Origin of the sequence: Arenibacter antarcticus (assembly GCF_041320605.1) — a bacterium.
Classification (GTDB): Bacteria; Bacteroidota; Bacteroidia; order Flavobacteriales; family Flavobacteriaceae; genus Arenibacter; species Arenibacter antarcticus.
Genome location: NZ_CP166679.1, coordinates 4383658 through 4399406 on the forward strand (window position 1 = coordinate 4383658; position 15749 = coordinate 4399406).

12 protein-coding genes are annotated in these 15749 nt (G+C 40.4%); 4 read left to right on the top strand and 8 right to left on the bottom strand.

Annotated features, from left to right (window positions below; all coding sequences use genetic code 11):
* Positions 1–8 precede the first annotated feature (8 nt).
* The 7 genes from KCTC52924_RS18035 to KCTC52924_RS18065 form a co-directional block, all read right to left on the bottom strand.
* Positions 9–1229, bottom strand: coding sequence for a Tm-1-like ATP-binding domain-containing protein (locus KCTC52924_RS18035; RefSeq protein ID WP_251807759.1), 1221 nt, complete (start codon positions 1227–1229; stop codon positions 9–11).
* Between the two features lie 15 nt (positions 1230–1244).
* Positions 1245–1541: a Dabb family protein gene (locus tag KCTC52924_RS18040; RefSeq protein ID WP_251807760.1), complete on the bottom strand. Its 297-nt coding sequence runs from the start codon at positions 1539–1541 to the stop codon at positions 1245–1247.
* 107 nt (positions 1542–1648) lie between these two features.
* Positions 1649–4834 (bottom strand): c-type cytochrome, encoded by a 3186-nt coding sequence (locus tag KCTC52924_RS18045; protein WP_251807761.1) that lies wholly within the window; start codon positions 4832–4834, stop codon positions 1649–1651.
* A 31-nt stretch (positions 4835–4865) separates the two neighbouring features.
* Positions 4866–5504 (bottom strand): DUF1080 domain-containing protein, encoded by a 639-nt coding sequence (locus KCTC52924_RS18050; protein WP_251807762.1) that lies wholly within the window; start codon positions 5502–5504, stop codon positions 4866–4868.
* A 1653-nt stretch (positions 5505–7157) separates the two neighbouring features.
* Positions 7158–8417 (bottom strand): aminotransferase class I/II-fold pyridoxal phosphate-dependent enzyme, encoded by a 1260-nt coding sequence (locus KCTC52924_RS18055; RefSeq protein ID WP_251807763.1) that lies wholly within the window; start codon positions 8415–8417, stop codon positions 7158–7160.
* A 122-nt stretch (positions 8418–8539) separates the two neighbouring features.
* Entirely contained in the window at positions 8540–9580 is a 1041-nt protein-coding gene (locus tag KCTC52924_RS18060; protein WP_251807764.1) for a PLP-dependent cysteine synthase family protein, read from the bottom strand.
* Positions 9581–9670: 90 nt separating this feature from the next.
* Positions 9671–11722, bottom strand: a complete 2052-nt coding sequence (locus KCTC52924_RS18065) for a S9 family peptidase (RefSeq protein WP_251807765.1) — start codon at positions 11720–11722, stop codon at positions 9671–9673.
* Positions 11723–12047: 325 nt separating this feature from the next.
* Here KCTC52924_RS18065 and KCTC52924_RS18070 point away from each other — a divergent pair, with 325 nt between their 5' ends.
* The 3 genes from KCTC52924_RS18070 to KCTC52924_RS18080 all read left to right on the top strand — a co-directional run bounded on the left by KCTC52924_RS18070 (position 12048) and on the right by KCTC52924_RS18080 (position 13370).
* Positions 12048–12374, top strand: a complete 327-nt coding sequence (locus KCTC52924_RS18070; RefSeq protein ID WP_251807766.1) for a YbaB/EbfC family nucleoid-associated protein — start codon at positions 12048–12050, stop codon at positions 12372–12374.
* A 41-nt stretch (positions 12375–12415) separates the two neighbouring features.
* Complete coding sequence (locus KCTC52924_RS18075; protein ID WP_251807767.1) at positions 12416–12865, top strand: thioredoxin family protein; 450 nt, start codon at positions 12416–12418, stop codon at positions 12863–12865.
* Positions 12866–13046: 181 nt separating this feature from the next.
* Positions 13047–13370 (top strand): YegP family protein, encoded by a 324-nt coding sequence (locus tag KCTC52924_RS18080; RefSeq protein ID WP_251807768.1) that lies wholly within the window; start codon positions 13047–13049, stop codon positions 13368–13370.
* Here KCTC52924_RS18080 and KCTC52924_RS18085 read toward each other — a convergent pair.
* Positions 13365–14387 carry a low specificity L-threonine aldolase gene (locus KCTC52924_RS18085; RefSeq protein ID WP_251807769.1) on the bottom strand — a complete coding sequence of 341 codons (1023 nt, stop codon included), beginning with the start codon at positions 14385–14387 and terminating at the stop codon, positions 13365–13367. The two genes, KCTC52924_RS18080 and KCTC52924_RS18085, sit on opposite strands and share 6 nt — an antisense overlap.
* Before the next feature lie 219 nt (positions 14388–14606).
* On the opposite strand from KCTC52924_RS18085, the gene prfB reads away from it, so the two are divergent.
* A protein-coding gene (gene prfB / locus KCTC52924_RS18090; RefSeq protein ID WP_251807770.1) for a peptide chain release factor 2 occupies positions 14607–15705 on the top strand; the annotation gives its coding sequence in 2 pieces (ribosomal slippage) (positions 14607–14669 and positions 14671–15705; 1098 coding nt in all).
* Positions 15706–15749: the final 44 nt, after the last annotated feature.

Sequence of the window (15749 nt, forward strand, 5' to 3'; positions counted from 1 at the left end):
TATTTTTTTTATTCCATTATTCGCAACAGGCGTTCTACCAATATTTTAGCAAAAGCTTCATCATTGATATGGGCGTCGATTTCGACTACCGCTAGTTGGCCCTTCGCATTTTCCTGTATGGATTTGAACAGTGCTTTATTTGCCTCGGGCTCATAAAAAATCTCACCTACGTGGTCTATTTGCGATATTCCTTTCAAGGGAATCAAGATTTCTACCGGGGCCTTGGACTGCTTCAATTTATCCACTAGCTGTTTGCCCAAAATCTTGTTCTCCTTGCTATCCGTCCGCATTAGTGTTACGTCGGGCGCCCAACTATAGAGCCTTCTTGACCTGTATTTCTGGGGAAGGGTATCCACTTGGGCAAAATTCACCATATCCAAGCAGCCTGGTACCACTATTTGGGGAATTCCCATTTCTGAGGCCGCGGTCAATCGGTCCGGGCCGGCACTTAAAATACCCCCACAAAGTTCATCGGCCAGTTCTGTAGTGGTCACATCCAATACGGCATCAAAAACACCTTCACGGATAAGCGATTCCATGGTGGCCCCTCCCACTCCGGTGGCATGGAAGGCCATAACCTCATATCCCCTATCCTTTAAAAGTTCGGTACATTTGTCCACACATTTTGTAGTATTCCCGAACATACTGATTGCAATATTTTTTTTGATGGGCGACGAAGAATCCTCCTTTACTTGGGCCATGGCACTTATGGCTGCCGCAGCCTGCCGTATCAACAAGCGGCTGATCCTATTGAGACCGGCCACATCCACCACGGAGGACATCATGGTGATGTCTTTCACCCTGATCTGTCTAGATAGGTCTTTGGCCACTACCGTGGAAAGGCATAGTTTGGGTATGCCCAAGGGAACTGCCTGCATGGCTTCCAAGATGATATAGGTGCCACCTCCGCCACCCATTCCAATGACACCCATGACCTGGTCTTTGGAAACAAGGTCTGCAAGGATGCCAGCAGCACCTTTCCCCATCAGTTCTACCGCTTTTCCGCGATCGCCAGATTCACGGATAGCCTTCAAACTTGTACCCGAGGCGGCCGCCACTGATCCACTGTCCACATCGATGGGGAAGTCAACGGAAGTATCCATGACCCCTGTGTTAATCGTAATTACAGGCTGATTCTGCATACCAAGACATTGAAGTAGATAGGTGAAATCCTCCCCCTTGGTATCAAAACAACCGAGCATTACTATACGTTTATCCTTAATGGCCATAAGCATATTATTTCATTAAACATTAAAGTCAAAAACAACGGCCCGCTCCAATTTTGGTAGTACCACGTCTTTCACCTTTTCGTGAATGGGATGGGGTAGATATGCCTCTCTGGCTTCTGGGCTATCGAAGGTCATGATAAAACCATGGGTGTAGCCGTCGTTAAGTCCTTCCGTACTATCATATGGGCCGTGTTCCATGTCCAACAACCCCGGTATTTTTCCTACCATTGCTTTCATATTGGCAAAGCAATTTTCAATTTCCGCTTCACTTATCCCTTCCTTAAATTGGAACATTCCGTAATGTCTTGTCATAATTCTATTCTTTGGTTATTAAGTTGACTACAATGCTTTTCACTTCTATTTCTAGAAAAGAGGTATATCCCCTTTTGGGTAGAAAATCACAGGGTATATTTTCTAAACTATTTTAAAGTCTTAATAAATGCCAATAGGTCAGACACTTGTTCGTCCGAATAATTATCTATCAGACCTTTGGGCATAAAGGAACGTCCTCCCATAAAACCTTCGAACCTAATTTCCGAGGCTTGGATAAACTGGGTAGTACCCCCCATAAATCCAATGGTAGTGCCCCTATCATCCTTTTTAACTAGGTATCCTTCTATATTGCTCCCATCGTTCTTGGTAACCCTATATATAGCATAACTACTTTCCAATGCCGCATCGGGATCCAATATTGCCGTCAACAGCGCCTCATTTTCACGTAAGGCCGAACCATCCAGTGCAGGTGCATAATCATATCCTTTATTTCCTACACTATGGCATAAGAGACAGGTCTGGAAGAGCTTTTCACCATTTTCAGGCTTGCCCTCCCCTTTCTCCGCAATAGCCATAAATCGATCCAATCTGGACTCCAAGCCTTTCTTTTCCTCCTCGATCCTTTTCTTGACCTGCTCAAAAAGCTGTACTCCCTTTTCGTCCTCTGGTTCGTACTGGACTACTTTTTCTGCACTTGAAAGATCAAATTCGTTGGCACTGATTAGCTCCTTATCCAGCAGCTGTTTTAAAAGGGCACCCCCTTCTTTTGAAGTGGCTATTGTTTTAACCACGGTCTTCTTTTGGGCTACATCCAAATTGGGTAACCAGTCCTCCATAATATTTAGAGCAGAATTTACATCTGCAACGGCTACCGTCTGTACCGCAGTAGCCCTTAACTCGATATCCAGATCATCCAATTTTGCAATTTGGATAAAGGTGGCTTTGTTTTCAGAAGGACTTTTCTTAAGTGCAGACATCACCAATTTGATCATTTCGGGGGATGAAGTTTTATCGATCAAAGACAATACCTCGTTTCTTAAGCCCTGGATATTTAATTTTCCGACAGCTTCCAATCCCAACATCTGCTCGGAGAGGTCCTCGCTTTTCAATAACGATTTTATGGGACCCTTCAAAGCCTTCGACAATTCCATGGATTGCACCGATGCTAAGTTTTTAAGGGTGAGCGAAACATGTTCGTGGGCTTTATTATTATCTTCCAAAACTGGTAGTACAATATCCAGTACGCTCCTGTTCTCCAGCATCCCGGCCACAATTATAAAAGTAGCTTCATCAAAACCCTGGTTGTCAGATTTCTTCCATAAATCTACAAAGACCTGTTCCCTTTCTTCTTTTGGCAATGCCTGACTCGCCCAAATTAAATTGGAGGTGTCGTATTGGGCAACTTTGGGAGATTGGATAAAAGCCAACAGCTCTTTTGGATAGTTCTCAAGGGCCTTCCTGGCCAAAAATCTTTCAAAATTGCGTTCGTATGCCCCGCCCATGGCATTACCATCTAGAGGTGGCCTACAGGCCCCGACCAAAAGGCCAATGGTCGCGGTATTCGCTGTATTTACCGCTTCCAACGTCCTTAGCACTTGAGACCTAACCATAGGATTACTATCCTTGGAAGGCTTTGTTAGCAAGGAGGCAAGTTCATCGGTACTTAGGGAAAAGGATTGGAGGGAGCGGACCGCCTCTCTTCTAAGATTATCCAATTGGGTATTTAATAATGATATTATCAGCGATTGGTCATAATGTTTTATTCCTTCCAAGGACCAAAGAGCCATGATTCGGGTTACTTCGTGCTGTGAACTATCGGAAGCAAGTGACACAAGGTCCGTGGCCAGCTCTTTGGTCTCTTGGATAGGACGGTCACTGATCTGGTGCCAAGCAGCCCTTTTCGCCCAAATTGATGGAGATTTTAAATAACCGACCAGTTCATTTGTTGGGACCTCATGAAAATTGGGAATTTCCCGTGGTTTTTGGGATTTATGGCGGATCCGCCAAATACGTCCATGGGATTTATCACGGTCCGGATGCGAAGTCGACACTTCATTATGAGAGACGATCTTATTGTACCAATCCGCAATATATAAACACCCATCAGGACCAAACGCCATGTTCACCGGCCTGAACCAATCATCTTTTGAGATCAAAAAATCTGGCAGGTGTTCTGCAGAAACGGTACCATCGTTGTTGCGCTCTATCTTGACTGCGTTGATGGCACTGGTAATAGGATTTGCAATAAAGGCCACATCTTTCCATTCCTCCGGGAAGCTCCCTTCTAGATCGTCCGCAAAAGCAACTCCGGAAACTCCTGTTCCCCCGACACGGAATTTATGCAATTCTGGCATCCAAGGCTGGTATGGCCGTAGACGTTCGTTGCCAATACCGGGGAAACCCGTCCCTATTTCCATCGGGACCACAGAATACCCCAGGTCGTTGGCTTCCATTCCATACCATTGGCCATTGCCCCTGAGCTTAAAGCCCCAAATATTATTCAGGCCCGAACTGACCAGCTCTATCTTTTTGGAATCCAAGGAAAACCGGGCTATTTTGCTGTAATCCAAACGGATTTTGGCATCACTTACCAGGGAACTCACCTCCCCTTTGTTCAAGGCACCTTGACTAAAATGAATCCAATCCCCAGGACCTCGCACCAGTACATGGGCCATGGTATGAGTATCGGTAATCCCAAATCCGGTGAACAAAGGCGTACGTTTGTCGGCCTTACCATCATTGTCCGTATCTTCTAGGAAAAACAATTCAGAACCCTGGGCCACATAACTTCCATTTTTATAGGGCAATATGCTCTGTGGTATGGCAAGTCCGTCTGCCCATACAGTTGTTTTTACTCCTTTTTTCCCATATAGACCGGAAAGCACTAGAATTTTATCTTCTCCTTTGGTCTTGCCCCGGTACAGATCAAAAATTCTTTTAAAATTGGGGTCTTTTTCCTGGGCTGCAGGATTATCCATAAGTTTTAGCAAATCCTGCCATCCTATATCGGAGACAGGGTCCAGAGGATACATCTCCGCAGTCTGTGTCCACAACCTTCCCGCATCATCAAATGCCATATGGATAGGATTGACTACGCCGTCCCTTTCACTGGCAACCAATTCTACAACGAAGCCTTCCGGAACTTGGAACCCGGCCAATTCTTTTTCTGGAGAATAGATTTCTGTCCTTGCGGACTGTGTCTTACGGTTGTAATCTGGGTATTCGGTCCCTGTAGCATCCATAGTTTGGGATGTAGATGACCTTTCTTTACATCCCAGGCAGGACAAGACTATGACAACGCTGTATAAAAATAATAAGTTCTTGATTTTCATTCCGTGGCGTAATGTTAATGTTTAGAATTCCTTAAAGCTTGGTTATGGTTATATGTTTAAATTCGATCTTCGCATTGCCGCCACTGTGCAACTGAATACCAATAACTCCCTTCGACGGAATTTCCGGATCCTTTTCATCATACTCCGTGGTCTTTACCCCGTTGATATACAGTTCGTGCTTATTTCCTTTGCACCTTATAATGTAACTGTTCCAACCATCCTCCTTCAGAAGGTGCCGTAACGTACTGAGATCCCCTCCGATAAGTTTAGCGCGTCGGTGCTCATCATAGATATCCCCCCAATACCCTTTACCGATATCCGCTTGATACCCAATGATAGTATTACCTTCTAGTATAGAACGGTATTGAATCCCGCTGTTCATCAGGCCAGTTTCATGGTCCCCGGTCAAACGAAAAAGAGCTCGGAATTCAAAATCCCCATAACTTTCAGTCGTACGCAAATATGTGTTGGTGGGAATGTTAATAATTCCATCGCCCCCAGTTATGACACTATCCACTACAGACCAATACTTGCTGTTGTCTTTGTTTACGACCTCCCAACCCTTTAAGGTTGTTCCGTCAAAAAGGGAGACCGTGGAAGAGTTACGCTGTGCTGTGCAACCTAGGGTTCCCAAAATAGCGAAAATCGGTATCAGGTACTTTTTACACATACTGCATCTTTTAATAAAAGTGAACTGTTCCGTTCTAGCTTTTATACTCCCTATTAGTATACTTATCTTGCTTAACTCAAGGTTTATTTCCATATCTGTCATTTCTTTGTTAATTATCATTTATCACTAAATACCAAACTGGCCAATAAAAGGACCATGGTGGCTAATCGCTTCCTCGGAATCAACCTAGCTATTCATAGATAAGATTTTGGTTCCCTTTTCATTATCGATGAACGTTCATGCCAATTAAAAATGTTCTATCCTAAGCAATTACCCTATCTATATTTGGTCCTCACTGTAGTCTTTTTCGTTTATTTTATTTGCATGATTAGATGTCAGAAACAGCATAATTTACGACTATCCCTATTTTTGAATTGAATTCACTAAAATAAGTTAACGATAGAAAAACATCAGGTTTTGAGCCTAAATTTCGTCCCAAAGAATTCATTGGAACGTCCCAAAACACCTTTATATAACTATTATATAGGATTAAAAATTACACTATTATTTCGAGAATCTTAAGATAAATCACTTTGGATTTGAAATCCATAGTTTTAAACAAAAGAATCAAGATATTTTACCTTTCGTAACCTCGAGACCAGAACGTTGGAAATGATGAAAAATATTTACATAAAATTCAATTTATATAAGACCAAATAGTACCGACGTACCGTTTATGGAAGTAAATTGCTGGATATGTTAAGGGAGGGATACCCAAAGAAGCCACTAAAACTTGAATAGATCCTATTACTGGATATATGGAGGTTGAGCAGATTGATTGAAGGAAAGTACCTAGAACTTATGCAAATCCATGCTTATTAATGTAAGCACCAAAAATCGTATCTTAAATCTTTTAACCGTAAAAGTTATCCAAAAACCAATGAAAACAATCAATCGTATTACGTCAGCGCTCCTTGGTTTTTTTTACTTTCAGGATTAATATCTGGAAATGCGCTGCAAGCACAAAGCAATGACACGGTGAAATTGCCTGAGTTTACTGTAGATACAACCTTATTATTCACAATAAGGCTTATACATTCTCGTGTATCGTGATTGCCGACTGCTATCCGAAAGTGGATATAGGATCGATTGATAATAAAGTTTCCTGAGACTAGTAAAACCTGACCAATACTTTCTCCAAATCCTTCGAAATTGGAAAATGCAAAAAAATCAACTTCTACATTTTCAATTTGTTCTGCAACAGAATCAAGCTTAGAAGGGTTGTTGAAGGCTACACCTAATGTGTTCCAGTTATCAAAGCTACCACTTTCAAAATCTTCGAAAATGATATCAGTCCTCTAGGGAGAGGAACATGACACCATCATAAATACTACAAGAAAATAGAGGCGAAATAACATTAATTCAAAGAATGTCTACATATGATTATGTCATAAACATACTGTCGTAGAATTGAATATAAAAGTTTCAAATCTTTTAAATACCTCTGTTTTTCGGGTCCATCCATTTTGGGGACTTTCAATGATTGATATTGATGGTGAATACTATTGCTCGGTTTCTCAAACAGCTACATCTCTTTAGAAAGGTTTTATTGACAAAGGTAACCTTGGAATTAAAAAAGAGCAACAAGGGGTTTATAAACGAAAAAAGCCAACTTTAGAAATAAAGTTGGCATTTTTCAGTATTGAATTATAATTATTCTCCCATTGCAGCAGAAACTGCAGCGGACAATCTTTTATAGGTTCCATTTTGCAATCGTTCCCTAATTACAGAAAATGCTTCCAAAGTTTCTGACACATCCTGTAATGTATGGGTTGCGGTGGGAATCATTCTTAAAAGTATTAACCCTTTAGGAATAACAGGGTAAACAACAATAGAACAAAATATTCCAAAGTTTTCCCGTAGATCCTTTACCAAGGCCATTGCCTCAGGGATACTTCCGTTAAGATATACAGGCGTAACACAACTTGTTGTGGTGCCAATATCAAAACCTCTTTCCTTAAGTCCGTTTTGAAGCGCATTTACGTTCTCCCATAGTTTTGCTTTCAGTTCTGGCTGAGTACGCAACATATCCAAACGTTTCAATGCTCCTTTCACATAGATCATGGGTAAGGATTTCGCAAACATCTGTGAACGAAGATTGTATTTCAAATAATCTATAATTTCCTTATCAGCGGCTATAAAGGCTCCTATACCAGCCATAGCTTTAGCGAAGGTGGCAAAGTATACATCTATACCGTCCTGCACGCCCTGCTCCTCCCCTGCACCTGCTCCTGTAGCACCTAAAGTTCCAAAACCATGGGCATCATCAACAAATAACCTGAAATTATATCGTTCCTTTAAAGCAATGATTTCTTTTAGTTTCCCTTGCTCACCCCTCATGCCAAAAACACCTTCCGTGATTACCAAAATTCCACCTCCGGTCTGGTCTGCCATTTTTACGGCGCGATCTAAGTTTTTCTCCAAGCTTTCCATATCGTTATGCTTAAAGGTAAACCGCTTGCCCATATGTAAACGAACACCATCAATAATACAGGCGTGGGAATCAACGTCATAAACAATAATATCATCCTTGGATACCAATGCATCAATGGCCGAAACCATTCCTTGATAACCAAAATTCAGTAGATAGGACGATTTCTTTTGAACAAATGCTGCCAATTCCTCTTCCAATTGCTCATGGAATTCGGTATGTCCACTCATCATCCTTGCTCCCATTGGGAATGCAGCTCCATATTCCATTGCTGTTTCACCATCTACCTTTTTAACTTCTGGCAAATTGGCTAATCCCAAATAATCATTAATACTCCAAGTGATAACATCCTTGCCTTGGAACTTCATCCTATTTGATATAGGACCTTCTAATTTTGGAAAAACAAAATATCCTTCTGCTTGCGAGGCCCATTTTCCTAATGGACCCTTATTTTCGATAATCCTGTCAAATAAATCTCTCATCTAGACTGCGTTGATTGTTAGTGCAAAAGTATATATTTTTAATAAACATTCACTTTAATTAGAACATAAAAAGCAACGACTTACCAACCGTTGCTTTTAAATTGTGAAAAACTACATACTTTTTATTTTATAAATTCTATTTTCTGTGGTTCTTCAATGTTTTTGCTATCAAAAAAGCCCTGGTCGCCCATCCACTGGTCGCTGTATATTTTACTCATATATCTGGAGCCATGATCTGGAAAAATCACAACTACATTACTGTTTTCATCAAATTCTCCTAACTGGTCCAATTGCCTAACTGCTTGCATCGCGGCACCACTGGTATAGCCAACGAAAATTCCTTCAGTTCTGGCAATCTGACGGGCAGTATGAGCACTTTCCTCGTCAGTTACTTTTACAAATTCATCTATAAGTTCAAAATTGGTCGCTGTAGGAATTAAATTTTTCCCCAAACCTTCAATTCGGTAGGGATATATTTCCTTATTGTCAAACTCACCAGTTTCGTGATATTTTTTTAAGACAGAACCATAGGCATCCACTCCAATAACACGGATATCCGGATTTTGTTCTTTAAGGTATTTGGCAGTTCCAGAAATGGTACCTCCCGTTCCACTACAGGCAATTAGATGGGTAATATGTCCGTTAGTCTGATCCCAAATTTCCGGTCCAGTACTGTGGTAATGGGCATCAGCATTCAGAGCGTTAAAATATTGGTTGATATAGATACTATCTTCCGTTTCCTCGTGTAATCTCTTTGCTACCTCGTAATAAGACCTTGGGTCATCTGCACTAACGTGTGCAGGACACACATAGACCTTAGCTCCCATAGACCTCAACATATCTATTTTGTCTTGGGAAGATTTAGAACTAACTGCCAAAATACAGTCGTATCCCTTAATAATACTGATCATAGCAATACTAAAACCCGTATTTCCCGAAGTGGTCTCTACAATAGTGCTTCCTTCCTTTAATATTCCCCTACGCTCCGCCTCTTCAATAATATGAAGTGCAATACGATCTTTTGAGGAATGTCCTGGATTAAAGCCTTCTACCTTGGCGTAAAAATTGCCGGTCAAGGATGCTGCAATTTTATTTAATTTGATTAATGGGGTGTTTCCTATAAGTTCTAGGAGGTTGTTATAAGCATTTATCTTATGTTCCATAAACAGTTTCTAGGTTTAGAACTCATTGACGCAATGAATTTTCGTCAATATTTATGGTACAAAATTAATCTTTTTTTTGGATTATTTAATTTATTGCTCCAAATCTAATAAAAATGCATATTCTTTTGCCACCTCCCTTAGGGATTCAAATCGCCCGGAAGCCCCACCATGACCCGCATCCATATTAATGTTAAAAAGTAATAAATTTTCATCCTTTTTATATTCCCTAATTTTTGCTACCCATTTCGCAGGTTCAAAATATTGCACTTGAGAATCGTGTAACCCAGTGGTAACCAATATATTGGGATACTCCTGCGCAACAACATTGTCATAAGGGGAATAACTCTTTATATAATCATAATATTCCTTTTCATTGGGATTTCCCCATTCATCGTACTCTCCCGTAGTCAACGGAATAGAATCGTCCAGCATGGTCGTTAATACATCAACAAAGGGTACCGCGGAAATAATTCCATGATAAATTTCAGGAGCCAAATTTACTATTGCCCCCATTAAAAGTCCCCCTGCAGAACCACCCATAGCATATAGATGGGATGGGCTTGTATATTTTTTTTCGATTAGAAATCTAGAACAATCTACAAAATCGGTAAACGTGTTCTTTTTTTGCAGGAGACGACCATCTTCGTACCATTTCCTACCTAGATACTCCCCTCCCCTTATATGGGAAATGGCATAAATAAACCCTCTGTCCAATAGACTTAACCGTACCGTTGAGAAATAGGGATCTATGGTGTACCCATATGCCCCATAGGCATATTGCAATAACGGACTAGTTCCGTCTAACTTGGTATCCTTATGATATACCAGTGAAATAGGCACTTTTACTCCATCTGCTGCAGTTGCCCACACCCTTTCGGAGATATAGTTTTCCTTTTGGAAGTTGCCCCCCAACACTTCTTGTTCTTTTTTAACCTCACTTTCCTTGGTCCGCATATTAAAATCTATGACAGAACTAGGTGTAGTCATGGAATTATAGCCATACCTAAGTATTTCCGTATCAAAATCCGGATTGGTCCCTGCATAAGCGGTATACGTTTCGTCATTAAACGGCAAATAATAACTTTCAGTGCCATCCCATCGCACTATTTTTATAAGGTTTAAACCGTTTTCCCGTTCAGAGAGTACGTAGTAATCGTTAAATATTTCTATGTCCTCCATTAGCACCGCCTCTCTATGAGGAATGAAATCTAGCCAATGATGGGCCTCCGTCCGTTCTTCCGAAGTTTTCATCACCTTAAAATTAGTAGCCCCATCCTTATTGGTAAGAATATAAAAGTCGCTACCATAGTGTGCAAGGGAATATTCTAACCCCCGTACTCTTTTGGAAAACATATTAAAATTTCCGGCAGGAGTATCCGCATTTAATATCTGGTATTCCGAAGTCATGGTACTTGCCGAACCAATAACAATAAATTTTCGGGATTTTGTTTTGTAAACAAAGGTGGTAAAGGTATCATCATCCTCATGAAAGACCAGTTCGTCCTCTTCCGTTGGAGTACCCAATACATGTTTATAGATGTTGTTAGACCGTAGCGTCACCGGATCCTTTTGGGTATAAAAGATAGTTTTATTATCATTTGCCCATACCGCACCTCCAGTAGTATTTTCTATTTTATCGGGAAATAGATCACCCGTCTCCAAATTCTTAAAGCCTAGGGTATACTGTCTTCTAGAAACCGTATCTATCCCAAAGACCGCCAATTTATTATTTGGACTGACAGATAATCCGCCTAAATTAAAATAATCGTATCCTTTGGCCATATCATTACAATCGACCATTATTTCTTCCGGGGCATCTTCCAATTGATACCTTCTGGTGAAAATGGGATATTCCTTCCCTATCTCAAAACGGGTGGAATACCAAAATCCATTGTACTTATATGGCACTGAGGAGTCGTCCTCCTTGATCCTCGATTTCATTTCCTGGAACAATTGTTCCTTTAATTCGTTGGTATGCTCGGTGAGCGACTCGTAATAAGCATTTTCCTGTTCCAAATACGCAATGACTTCCGGATCTTCCCTATCGTTTAACCAATAGTATGGATCTACTCTTGTGTCTCCATGTTTTGTGAGTTCTTTGGCTACTTTTTTCAGGCTCGGAGGGAGTAATTGTTGTTGCATAGGAATGGAATTTAAAAAGAAAATGCAAAAGTAATATTAATATACTAGCTGTACGGACAGAAAATCATTAAAAATTACTCTCCTTATCTCCCACAATCACAAAAGCGATTACCGAATACTGAATGATCAAAATTAAAGCTTAGTCTACCCCTAGGCATGCCTCTGGCCTTCGTCTACCGAAAGGGTTATATAGAGTCGTCTGGGAATAGCTCGATTCGGTACCGGTCTTAAGATTATTATTTCATTTTTGGAAGTTGGTCGCTATTTGCGAAAAAAATCAATTCTATTCACTAATTTTGATTCTTGAAAACTTAAACGGTTAATTATGTTTGGAGATATGATGGGTATGTTGGGGAAATTGAAAGAAACCCAAGAAAAAGTACAACGCACTAAAGAGCGACTCAACACGGTGATTATAGACGAACAATCACCAGACGGCTTATTAAAGGTAAGTATAACAGCCAATAGGACTATAAAATCCATTTCAGTGGATGATAGCCTGTTAGCGGATAAGGAACAATTGGAAGATTATTTGATCCTTACCTTAAATAAGGCCATAGAAAAAGCCACCACTATCAATGAAAACGAATTGGCTGCAGTGGCCAAAGAAGGAATGCCCAATATTCCGGGTATGGATTCGTTCTTAAAATAGCTATTGGCAATAACCTAATGATTTTCATATTACGTTCTTAGATGAAGTATTTTATTTATTTGTTTTTACTACCAATATTTCTAAGTGCACAGGACAATAATACTACTATAGCTCAGAAATGGTATACCAATTATGAGGATGCTCAAAATGCAGCCCAGAAAAGCAATTCTGAAATCCTGATGTATTTCACCGGAAGTGATTGGTGCGCCCCATGTAAAGTGCTTAAAAAGAATGTTTTAGATACTCAGCACTTTACCGATATCACCAAGAATTATGTGCTTCTCTATGTAGATCTTCCTCGGAAAAAGGAAAAGATTAGCGCGGAGGAAATGCAACAGAACAAGGAATTGTTGGCACAATGGAACAAGAAAGGATTATTTCCTTTTATGAAAATTATTAGTCCAGATGGCAAAGGTTTATCCAGCATATCTGGCTATATGGGCCAAGGAGATATGGAACGATATATGAATTTTTTACGTCAGGATCGGTAATCATATCAATTTTAAACTTCAACAATTTACTGACTAGAACCACCTTCAATAGTGATTTACATCTGTAAATTGGCTAACCTATATCCTCCAAAAAGATTGCTACATCTGTCTAAAGCAACTTCACTCATCAATTGTATTCATTGCTATTTTTTATGTAACTTTAGAAAAAGATGCCTAGCCAATGATACGGATAAAACAAGAATTAGACCACACCTTTTCCTTTACTTTACAATCAGAAAGCGGACATAATCTATTACAGAGTGTCCCCTTTAGCGACAAGCAAAAATTAGAGTGGACCATAGCAACACTTAAAGAATTGATCTTACGCCATTCCTCGTTTGAACGCAAGACCAATTACAACGGAAAGTTTTTTTTTCTATTGAAGGATAGCGATGGAAAGCTAATTGGCAATTCTATGTTCTATAGCTCAGAGGCAGGAATGGAAAACGGCATCAAAAATATTAAGACCAGCATTACCCTTTTGCCCGATACCATCGACCTATAATCGTGCTAGGGTCTTCAAAAACGACTTGTGCATCCCGTCCGTATAATCCATATGGGTCACAATTCGCAGTTTTCCTTGCCCCATACCAATTATATGAATGTCCTGTTGCTTCATACTTTCAAGAAAGTCTTCCACACTCCTTTGTTGCTCATCCAATTCAAAGATAATAATATTGGTTTCCGTAGGTGCAACCGATTTAATATATGGCAGGGATTTGAGCAATGTACTTATTTCCTTGGCCTTGTAATGATCTTCTTCCAATCGCTCCCTATGATTGTCCAAGGCATATATTCCAGCCGCTGCCAAAAAGCCCGCCTGTCTCATACCGCCTCCGAAAACCTTTCTTATTCTTAACGCCCTTTTTATCGTCTCCTTATCGCCCACTAAAACGGAGCCTACGGGACAACCAAGCCCCTTACTAAGACAAACACTTATGGTATGGAACAATTTACCATATTGCTGGGGTACTTCCTTCTTGGCTATTAGGGCGTTCCACAACCTTGCACCATCCAAATGGTATTTTAAGGAATTCTGATCGCATACCTTGCGAATGGATTTTAGCTCCTCCAAATCCCAACAGGCACCACCGCCTTTATTGGTCGTATTTTCTATGGAAACAAGCGTAGTTAGTGGACTGTGGTAAAAATCAGGTGGATTAATGGCCTCTTTTACCTGGGCCGCAGTCATCATCCCCCTATCACCATCTACCAACTTACAGGAAACTCCACTATTAAAACTAACTCCTCCCCCTTCATAATTATAAATGTGCGCGTATTTATCACAGATCAATTGCTCTCCAGGTTGGGTATGTAACTTAATTGCGGTCTGGTTGGCCATAGTACCACTTGGAAAGAACAGCGCTGCCTCCATCTCAAAAAGTGCGGCCACTTTTTCCTCTAACCGGTTTACGGTGGGATCTTCCTTAAAAACGTCATCACCCACTTCTGCAGACATCATCGCCTTTAGCATACCAACGCTTGGTTTGGTAACAGTATCGCTAATTAGATTGATTTTCATATGGATTTGGATAGCTGTAAATAATTGAAATTTCCATTATACAATGCAAAATCTATACTTTTTTTAGGGAACTGGGCATTACTCTCAAACAAACCCAAGCCTATTGCCTGGTAAACTAAAATATAGTCTGTCATTATTCTTTATATTGAATTTTTAAATTTATGTAAAATAGATTGTACAACCATACTTAAGTTCTATTTTTGCCCAAAATGAGTAAATATGATTAATACCGACCATTACAAGAGCCTTTTAGATCGCCTTGGTGCCTTAAGACGGTATCTTTGACTTAGATGCCAAGCTTATAGAAATAGAGAACGAGCAAGAAAAAACTATGGCTCCCGACTTTTGGGACCATCCGCAGGAAGCCCAAGCACATATGAAATTGATTCAATCCAAAAAACAATGGGTAGACGGTTTTAACGATGCCAAAAGCTTAGTGGGTGATTTGGAGGTTTTTTTAGAATTCCTGAAAGAAGGGGAAATGAGTCAAGAAGAAGTGGACAACCACTATGAAAAGACCTTGGATGCCTTAGAATTGTTGGAATTCAAAAATATGCTCTCCTCCGAAGGGGATGAACTTAGCGCAATTTTACAGATTACTGCGGGAGCAGGAGGAACCGAAAGTTGTGATTGGGCCGCCATGCTCATGCGAATGTATATGATGTGGAGCGAAAAGCACGGGTATAAGATTAAGGAACTGAACTACCAAGAAGGAGATGTTGCGGGAATAAAAACCGTAACCTTAGAAATAGAAGGTGAATATAGTTTTGGTTGGCTTAAAGGCGAGAACGGGGTGCATAGGTTGGTCCGCATATCGCCCTTCGATAGCAATGCCAAAAGACACACCTCCTTTGCCTCTGTATATGTTTATCCTATGGTGGATGACAGTATAGAAATCGATATCAATCCGGCCGACATAGAAATCACTACAGCCAGGTCTAGTGGTGCTGGAGGCCAAAATGTAAACAAGGTAGAAACCAAGGTACAATTGACCCATAAACCCTCAGGTATCCAAATTTCCTGTTCTGATTCCCGATCTCAACACGATAACAGGGCAACGGCATTAAAAATGCTGAAATCTCAGTTATACGAGATAGAACTACGTAAAAAAATGGAAGCAAGACAGGAAATTGAATCCTCCAAAATGAAGATTGAATGGGGTTCACAGATCCGAAATTACGTTATGCACCCGTATAAATTAGCAAAAGACGTACGTACAGGTGAAGAAACTGGCAATATAGATGCGGTAATGGATGGGGATATAGACCGCTTCCTAAAAGCCTATCTAATGTTGATGGGACAAAAGGAAGACGAATAGGTTTATGGAATACCTGTTATTAAGTTCCTCCAATTATTCTAAAA